The following is a 7,408-nucleotide window of genomic DNA, read 5'->3' as shown; positions in this document are numbered from 1 at the left end:
GCCGGGCCCTCCCGGCCCCCGCTTTGTCGGGGGTCCGGGAAGGGCGCGGCGGCATTCGCCTATCAGATGTCCCGGTGGCCACACGTATCCACGGCCCGCCCTCAAGCCGCAACAAATCGCTCCGGAGCCGGTACTCCCGAACTCCAGGCCTGTGTCCTGCCCGGCTGCTGCCCGCGACGGTGACAGCGGCGTCCGTGACCGACCGCGGGAGCTGAGCGAGCCGTGCGGGCCTTGCCAGTCGATCAGAGGGCGTGCCGTACGAAGGGAGAGTTCCACGGCTCGACCTGTCCGCTCGACAGACGGCGTCCCTGCGCCATGAGCCACCGCCCGCTGCCTCCGCGACCTCACGGGGAGGAGGAGTATCCGCTGGAGGCGACCCATTGTCGGGTGAGGTGGGTGAAAGCCCGGGCGGCAGCGCTTTGGTAGGAGCCCGAGCGGCAGAGCAGAGTGACAATGCGCTCGGGCAGGGGCGGGTCGAGGGGTACGGCACGCAGATGCGGGTGATCCCGGGCGATGGCCTCGGGCAGCACAGATGCCAGAGGGGTGCGCTGGATCATTTCGGCGACGGCATTGACCGAGTTGGCTTCCATCGCGATGCGCGGTGTGGTGCGGTGCTGATCGAAGTAGGTGTCGATGTGCCTGCGGGTGGCAAAGTCGCTGCTGAGCAGGGCCAGGGGGCGGCCTTCCAGTTCTCGCACGGGTAGCGGGTCTGTCCGGTCGGCATAGGGGTGGCGGGTGCCGACGACGAGGCTGAGGGCTTCGGTGAACAAGTCGTCCGTGGTGATGCCGGGCAGGTGGGCACCGCGAAAGGCGATCCCGAGGTCGAGGTCATCGGCAAGGAGGGCGGACTCGATGCGGTCCTGCGTCATCTCCCTGATGCGCAGGGTGATGTCGGGATGCCGGACGTGGAACTGTCCGGTGAGGGGGCCGATGAGGTAGGCGGTGAAGGTGGGGGTGACCGCCAGGCGCAGACTGCCGCGGGAGAGGTCGGCCACGTCGTGAACGGCACGTTCAGCAGCGGCGAGTTCCTGCAGGGCGCGACGGGCGTAGTGGACGTAGGTCTCGCCGGCGTCGGTGAGGCGCACGGCACGACCCGTACGGTCAAGCAACTGCGTGCCCATCAGGCGTTCCATCTGTCTGATCTGCTGGGACAGGGTCGGCTGGGAGATGTGCAGGACTTCGGCGGCGCGGGTGAAGCTGCCTTGCTCGGCGACGGCGAGCAGATAGCGCAGATGACGTAGTTCGAAGCCCATGACATCACTATAGATGAGGCCAATAGATCTTATATTCAGGGCGTCTTGGACTCTATAAGCACAGCTCATGCATGGTGGATTTCGTCAACCCGCACCAGTCGGGCACTGGCCGAAAGGAGTGATCATGCAAGACCTCGCCGAGGGAGTCGCACATTTCCAGCGGGGCGTCTTCCCCGCCCAGGCGGCGCACTTTCAGCACCTGGCCACCACGCACCGGCCCAGCACCCTGTTCATCAGCTGCTCCGACGCCCGCGTCATACCGGAGCTGATCACACAGAGCGAGCCGGGCGAGCTGTTCGTCATCCGGACGGCCGGAAACCTGGTGCCCGCCTACACCCCGAACGCTGATGGGATCGCGGCGAGCATCGAGTACGCCGTCGCCGTCCTGGGCGTGTCCGACATCGTCGTCTGCGGGCATTCCGCCTGTGGCGCGATGACCGCCCTGGCGGACGAGCACGACCTCGCCGCCCTGCCGGCCGTCGCCCACTGGCTGCGGCACGCGGAGGCCTCCCGGGTCCGCACGGCCTGTGCCGAGCCCGGCGAGGACAAGGTGAGCGTCCTGGTACGGAACAACGTGATCGCTCAGCTGGCAAACCTGGCAACGCACCCCAGCGTCGTCCGGGCACTGGCGGCGAAGACCCTCACGCTGCGCGGCTGGGTCTACGACATCCCCACCGGCGCGGTCGACCAGCTCGACCCGGTCACGGGTTGCTCCGCCGCCCTCGCGGCCTGAGCTGCCCTGGCCCTTTCGTCCAGGCCGCCGTCCGGCGGCCTGATCCCCTGACCGTATGACTCCGCTGAGCTCGCTGTAGGGCGGGCCGGCATGTTGGAAAGGAACACCCTCATGGTGCACGCTCAGTTCGACCCTGCCGCCCGGCAGGCCCTGGCCGCTGTGGTTGTCGAGGCCAAGACGCGCAAGGACCTGACCTGGCAGCAGCTCGCCGACGCCAGCGGCCTGTCGGTCGCCTTCACCACCGCCGCGCTTCTGGGTCAGCATCCCCTGCCGGAGGCCGCCGCCAGGGCGGTCGCCGAACTGCTGGAACTGGATGAGGAGGCGGCCGTACTGCTTCAGGCCATCCCGACCCGGGGATCCATTCCCGGCGGCGTCCCGACCGACCCGACGATCTACCGTTTCTACGAGATCGTCCAGATCTACGGCACCACGCTCAAGGCCCTGGTCCACGAGCAGTTCGGCGACGGCATCATCAGCGCGATCAACTTCAAGCTCGACGTCAAGAAGGTCGCCGACCCCGAGGGCGGCGAGCGCGCGGTGATCACCCTGGACGGCAAGTACCTGCCCACCAAGCCCTTCTGACCCAGCCGTCCGCCGTGCCGGCGACCGCTGCCGATAAGGCGCCTGGGCCGGCACGCCGATTCGCTTCGGGCGACCAGGGCCACCATTACAGGGCTCCCCCGCCGCTTCCCGCGCCCCCAGCACGACATGGGGTCGCGGTGAGGCGGCGGGGCCTTGCGCTGACTTGGGCCACGGGATCAGTCAGAACGACGTCAGAGTGCGGCGTCCAGTTGGCCGAGGCGGGCGGTGAGCCTGAGGTTCTCGCTGTAGTCGACGGGGCAGGTGATGATGGAGACTCCGGGGTCGTCCAGTGCTGTTCGCAGCGTGGGCAGCAGTTCCTCTGCGTCGGCAATCCGGTATCCCGTGGCTCCGAAGCTCTCCGCGTAGCGGACGATGTCGGGATTGCCGAAGGCGGTGGCGTGGTGTTCGCCGAGCGTCAGGTCCATCTTCCACTCGATGAGCCCGTAGCCGTTGTCCTCCCAGATCAGCACGGTAAGCGGGATGGCTTCGCGGACGGCAGTTTCGATCTCCTGGGAGTGCATGAGGAACGAACCGTCGCCGACCGCGGCCAGCACCTTGACGTCCGGTTGGGCCAGGGCCACGGCGAGCGCTCCGGGCAGTGCGAAGCCCATTGCGGACAGGCCGTTGGAGATCAGGCAGGTGTTGGGCGCGTACGTGGGGTACAGCCGCGCCATCCACATCTTCAGGGCGCCGGTGTCGACGAGTACGACATCGTCGCGACCCAGAGCAGCGCGCGTGTCGGCAACGATGCGCTGCGGTGCGAGCGGGTACCGGCCGTCGGCACGTCCGCGATCCAGCTCGGCTTGCACCATTTCGCGGCACCTGGCCGGGGCCGGCCCGCGGAAGCGGTCGGAGACAGCGGCCGACAGCGCGTCCAGGGACTGCGAGATGTCGCCGATGATGCCAAGGTCGATCGAGTAGTGCGCGTCGACCTCAGCGGGGAAGCGGTGCACGTGGATGATTTTCTTGTCGCGTTGGGGGTTGATCCGGGCGGGGTCGAACTCCTGCAGTTCATAGCCGACGGCGATGATCAGGTCGGCCGCGTCGAAACCGAAGTTGGTGTAGTCGCGGCGCATGAAGCCGATCGAGCCCATGGAGTTGATGAGGTCGTCGGCAATGACTCCCTTGCCATGGAAGGTGGTTGCCACCGGCAGTCCGAGGGAGCCGGCGAAAGCGGTGAGCGATGTGGCCGCGGCGTTGCGGGCGGCGCCGTGGCCGGCCAGCACGATGGGGTGGCGAGCGTTGCGCAGGAGTGCTGCGGCGCGGGCGATCTGCCCCGGCGACGGTGCCTCGGCGCGCACCACGTAGCGAGGCAGCGGTTGCAGCTCGGCGGCGGCGGGCGCGGCGTCGACGTCCTCGGGTACCGCCAGGTACACCGCGCCGGGCCGCTCGGTTTCGGCGGTCTTGAACGCGCGGCGCAGCATTTCGGGGATCGCCCCGGCGCTGGGGACGCTGGCCGACCACTTGGTGATGGGAGCGAACATGTTGACCAGGTCAACGAACTGGTGGGTTTCCTTGTAGTTGCGGTTGTGGCCGACCTGCGCTGACAGGGCAACCAAGGGGGTGCTGTTGGTCATGGCGTCGGCGACACCGAGCTGAAGGTTGATGGCTCCCGGGCCGAGCGTGGCCGAGACGACCCCGGCCGTACCGGTGACCCGGCCGTACATCTCGGCCATGAACGAGGCGGCCTGTTCGTGGCGGGTCAGGATGTATCGGATGCCGGAGCGCGCCAGGGCGAAGGTCAGGTGAAGGTTCTCCTCGCCGGGAAGACCGAAGACGACGCGGACACCTTCGTTCTCCAGGCAGCGGACCAGCAGTTTCGCTGCGCTGTGCCGATCTCGGTCTGAGAATTCGCTGGGCCCGGTCATGGCACGCCTTCCTTGCCGGGGTCCACATCCAAGCTACGCCTCCCTCCGGGTCCGGACCCACCGCAGTCGCGTGGGGCACCGCGTCGGCTGGCCGGGGGGCACTCCGAGTCCGTCACACCGTGATCACCGGCGCCTAGAGCATGGCGCGCGAGGTGGCCGATGCGAGGCCGGCGCTGCCCTGCGTTCTGGTGGCTGTGGACCACCATGCTCGTCAAACCGACTCGGCGGCTTCGTAGCGGTCCTCCTGTCGCTCTATCTGACGCTGGAACGGGGCTGTTCGGCATCTTTCGCCGGTTTCGTCACAGCGGTCTACGGCGTCGGCGGCGCCGTGGCGCGGTCGTCGGTGGCGTGCTCGCGGACCGCCTGGGCAGGCGGGGTGTCCCTGTTGGCCTGGCCGATGGGATCGCCGAACTCGTCGCCGAGGTGGGTACGTTGTGGCACAAGCGGCACCACGCCGGGCTTCCCGTCGCCGCCGTACGGATCTGGAATGGGAGTTCATCGAGCGCTGCCTGCCGATCGGCAGGTTCGCCCCCGTACCTCAAGCGGTCACCGCGGCGGTTCGAGGGGTTGGTCTGGCGGTGAAGACGGGCGGCGGTGGCGGGAGATGCCGGGCGAGTTCGGTGCCTGGCCGACCCGACCGTCCACAACCGATTCCGGCAATGGAGAGACGCCGACGTCCTCGAAGCCAGCTGGAGGGGCTGATCGCTGAAGCGAAGCGGGGTGAGGTGGGCTTGTCCCTGGTCACTGGTGCGACGAGGACGGGAAACCGCCCAGGAGGGCCAGCTTCGGTGCGCCAAGTTCACCGGTTTCCCGGTAGGACACCCGGTATCCAGTTACGTCGATGGTGCGAAAGCTGAGGGTCATGGCCATTCACTCATTGCTGTGCCCTGCTCAGGCGCCGTCATGGGCATCTTGGGACGTGCGGTGGTTTCAGGCGAGGGGGAGGTCGTGCCCGGGGCCGCGCTCGCTGTCGGGGCGGGGGCCGAAGTAGCGGCGGTCTTCCTCGTTGATGGGCAGGTCGTTGATGCTGGCCTCGCGGCGGCGCATCAGACCGTTGTCGGCGAACTCCCACAGTTCGTTGCCGTAGGAGCGGAACCACTGGCCTTCGGCGTTGTGCCATTCGTACTGGAAGCGGACGGCCATCCGGTTGCCACGGAAGCCCCACAGGCTCTTGCGCAGGACGTAGTCGAGTTCGTGTTCCCACTTGGCGGTGAGGAACTCGGTGATCTCTTCGCGGCCGGTGACGAGGGCATCGCGGCTACGCCAGGCGGAGTCCTCGGTGCAGGCGAGGGCGACCTGACGCGGGTCGCGGGTGTTCCAGGCGTCTTCGGCGGCTTGGACCTGGGCGAGGGCGCTGTCGATGTCGAACGGAGGGAAGAGCGGGCGGCTGTCGGTCATGGCGGGGCGGTCCTTCATTGTGCGGTGGGCTGGTCGGTCAGCGGCGGGTTGTCGGGGGCTGCGGTAACTGTGTCGGCCTGGAGCGGCAGCAGGCGGCCGGCCACGAGATGGCGGGGGGTGAAGTGGACGCGGCGGCCGGTGCGGTCGTCGTCGCCGGGGATGCCCGTGCGGGTCCATTCCAGGGTGGCTTGACCGGACAGGTGCAGGGTGTGGCCGGTGGTGAAGTCGCAGAAGAGCAGGGCGGCGGTGGGGTCGGCCTGAAGATTGCCGAGGGTGTTGAACATGTTGTTGCCCCAATAGTCGGGCCACCACAGTCGTCCGTCCTCGGCGCGGACGAATCCGGGAGGACCGCCGCGGTGTGAGGCGTCGTTGCCGCGGGCGGGGTGGGTGGTGCCGATCAGGAAGGTGTCGGACCGGCGGATCAGGCCGATGTCGCTGGCGGCGAGGGTGTCGGCGCTCCGGACCGGCTCCCCGCGAGGGATACCCGCGGGCGTGGCGTGGAGTTGCCGGCTCTGGATGTACTGGGGGCAGTTGCCGTATGCCTGCTCCACGTCGATGCGCAGGCCGTCGCTCCCGGTGGCTGAGAGGGTGCCGTTGATCCGCAGGCGTCTGCGGGTGGCGAACTCGACCACGATCAGCCCGACCTGCTGGGCCGCCGGTAGGTGATGCAGTGGGTCGCCTTCGGCGGGCAGTGCCCGCACGGCGAGGGCTGCCGACGAGGCGACGTGGAGGAACCCGGGCGGGCCGGTGAGCGGGGAGACCCACAGCGTGCCGTCCATGGCGCGGGCGGTGATCGCGGCGAAGGTCCGCTCGGCCAGGAATCGGGCCACGCCGCCGCGCAGCTGGGCGGGGGCCAGCATGCCGGAGAGCCGTGCCGCGTCCCTGGTTACGCCTGCCTGACGCTGGACGGCCAGCTCGCCCTCGTGGAAGCCCACCGGGGTGCTACGCGCCGGGTCTGTCATCGTTCTTCCTTCCACGGGCGGTCGGGGATGCCGCCGACCGGCGGGTGAGGGGGCCGCCGGCCTGGCCCCGGTCGGGGGGTGGGGCCGGGCCGGCGGGGCGGGTGCGGGTCAGACCACGGAGCGCGGCGTGACCACGGGCCAGTCGTTGTCGACCTTGGCGAGGTTGAAGTGGTTCGTCAGGACGTTCAGGGCCAGGTGGCCGACGACCTCGCCGATCTCGGCGTCCGAGGCACCCGCGTCGCGCTCGGCCTGCAAGGGCGCCGTCGTCGACACGGCCGTGACCGCGGGCGACGGCGTAGCTGCCGACGGCGGCGAACAGCAGGGTGTGGGGCGGGCGCCGATGAAGTTGGCGAAGACGGTGGTGACCGACAGGGCCACGGCGGCCATTGCCCAGGCCGGGTGGAACCGGCCGGTGGCGGCCGGGACGACCAGGCCGTTGAAGGTGATGGCCTGCGGCGGGTGCGGGGCGGGCCGAACAAGATGCCGCCACCGTTGCGGTGTCTCCGGGCCTGCCTGGGTGGCGCTCATCAGGCCGGGATATCGGTCTGCGTGCGAGCGATCCGCAGCAGTATGAGTGCAAAAAAGGGAGGCGGAAGTCGATGGCGCTCATGA

9 protein-coding genes are annotated in these 7,408 nt (G+C 69.0%); 2 read left to right on the top strand and 7 right to left on the bottom strand.

Annotated features, from left to right (window positions below):
* Positions 1–344 precede the first annotated feature (344 nt).
* Positions 345–1,253, bottom strand: coding sequence for a transcriptional regulator CynR (gene cynR / locus ACFV7R_RS40520; protein WP_385273740.1), 909 nt, complete (start codon positions 1,251–1,253; stop codon positions 345–347).
* A gap of 124 nt (positions 1,254–1,377) precedes the next feature.
* On the opposite strand from cynR, the gene ACFV7R_RS40515 reads away from it, so the two are divergent.
* Positions 1,378–1,986, top strand: coding sequence for a carbonic anhydrase (locus tag ACFV7R_RS40515; RefSeq protein ID WP_385273737.1), 609 nt, complete (start codon positions 1,378–1,380; stop codon positions 1,984–1,986).
* A 111-nt stretch (positions 1,987–2,097) separates the two neighbouring features.
* Positions 2,098–2,568 carry a cyanase gene (gene cynS, locus ACFV7R_RS40510; RefSeq protein WP_142270050.1) on the top strand — a complete coding sequence of 157 codons (471 nt, stop codon included), beginning with the start codon at positions 2,098–2,100 and terminating at the stop codon, positions 2,566–2,568.
* A gap of 191 nt (positions 2,569–2,759) precedes the next feature.
* On the opposite strand, the gene ACFV7R_RS40505 is transcribed toward cynS, so the two are convergent.
* The 6 genes from ACFV7R_RS40505 to ACFV7R_RS40480 all read right to left on the bottom strand — a co-directional run bounded on the left by ACFV7R_RS40505 (position 2,760) and on the right by ACFV7R_RS40480 (position 7,324).
* Positions 2,760–4,436 (bottom strand): acetolactate synthase large subunit, encoded by a 1,677-nt coding sequence (locus ACFV7R_RS40505; RefSeq protein ID WP_385273734.1) that lies wholly within the window; start codon positions 4,434–4,436, stop codon positions 2,760–2,762.
* Between the two features lie 309 nt (positions 4,437–4,745).
* Complete coding sequence (locus ACFV7R_RS40500) at positions 4,746–4,877, bottom strand: hypothetical protein (RefSeq protein WP_385273731.1); 132 nt, start codon at positions 4,875–4,877, stop codon at positions 4,746–4,748.
* Positions 4,878–5,177: 300 nt separating this feature from the next.
* Positions 5,178–5,300: a hypothetical protein gene (locus ACFV7R_RS40495; RefSeq protein ID WP_331733579.1), complete on the bottom strand. Its 123-nt coding sequence runs from the start codon at positions 5,298–5,300 to the stop codon at positions 5,178–5,180.
* A 66-nt stretch (positions 5,301–5,366) separates the two neighbouring features.
* Positions 5,367–5,834 carry a nuclear transport factor 2 family protein gene (locus ACFV7R_RS40490; protein WP_217214895.1) on the bottom strand — a complete coding sequence of 156 codons (468 nt, stop codon included), beginning with the start codon at positions 5,832–5,834 and terminating at the stop codon, positions 5,367–5,369.
* Positions 5,835–5,848: 14 nt separating this feature from the next.
* The gene (locus ACFV7R_RS40485) at positions 5,849–6,796 is read right to left on the bottom strand and encodes a pyridoxamine 5'-phosphate oxidase family protein (RefSeq protein WP_385273727.1); all 948 of its coding nucleotides are present in this window, start codon (positions 6,794–6,796) and stop codon (positions 5,849–5,851) included.
* Positions 6,797–6,904: 108 nt separating this feature from the next.
* Positions 6,905–7,324, bottom strand: coding sequence for a hypothetical protein (locus tag ACFV7R_RS40480; protein ID WP_385273724.1), 420 nt, complete (start codon positions 7,322–7,324; stop codon positions 6,905–6,907).
* Positions 7,325–7,408 lie beyond the last annotated feature (84 nt).

The sequence above is a fragment of the Streptomyces sp. NPDC059866 genome (genome assembly GCF_042731325.1).
Lineage (GTDB): Bacteria > Actinomycetota > Actinomycetes > Streptomycetales > Streptomycetaceae > Streptomyces > Streptomyces flavusporus.
This window is presented reverse-complemented; position numbering and strand designations above follow the sequence as displayed.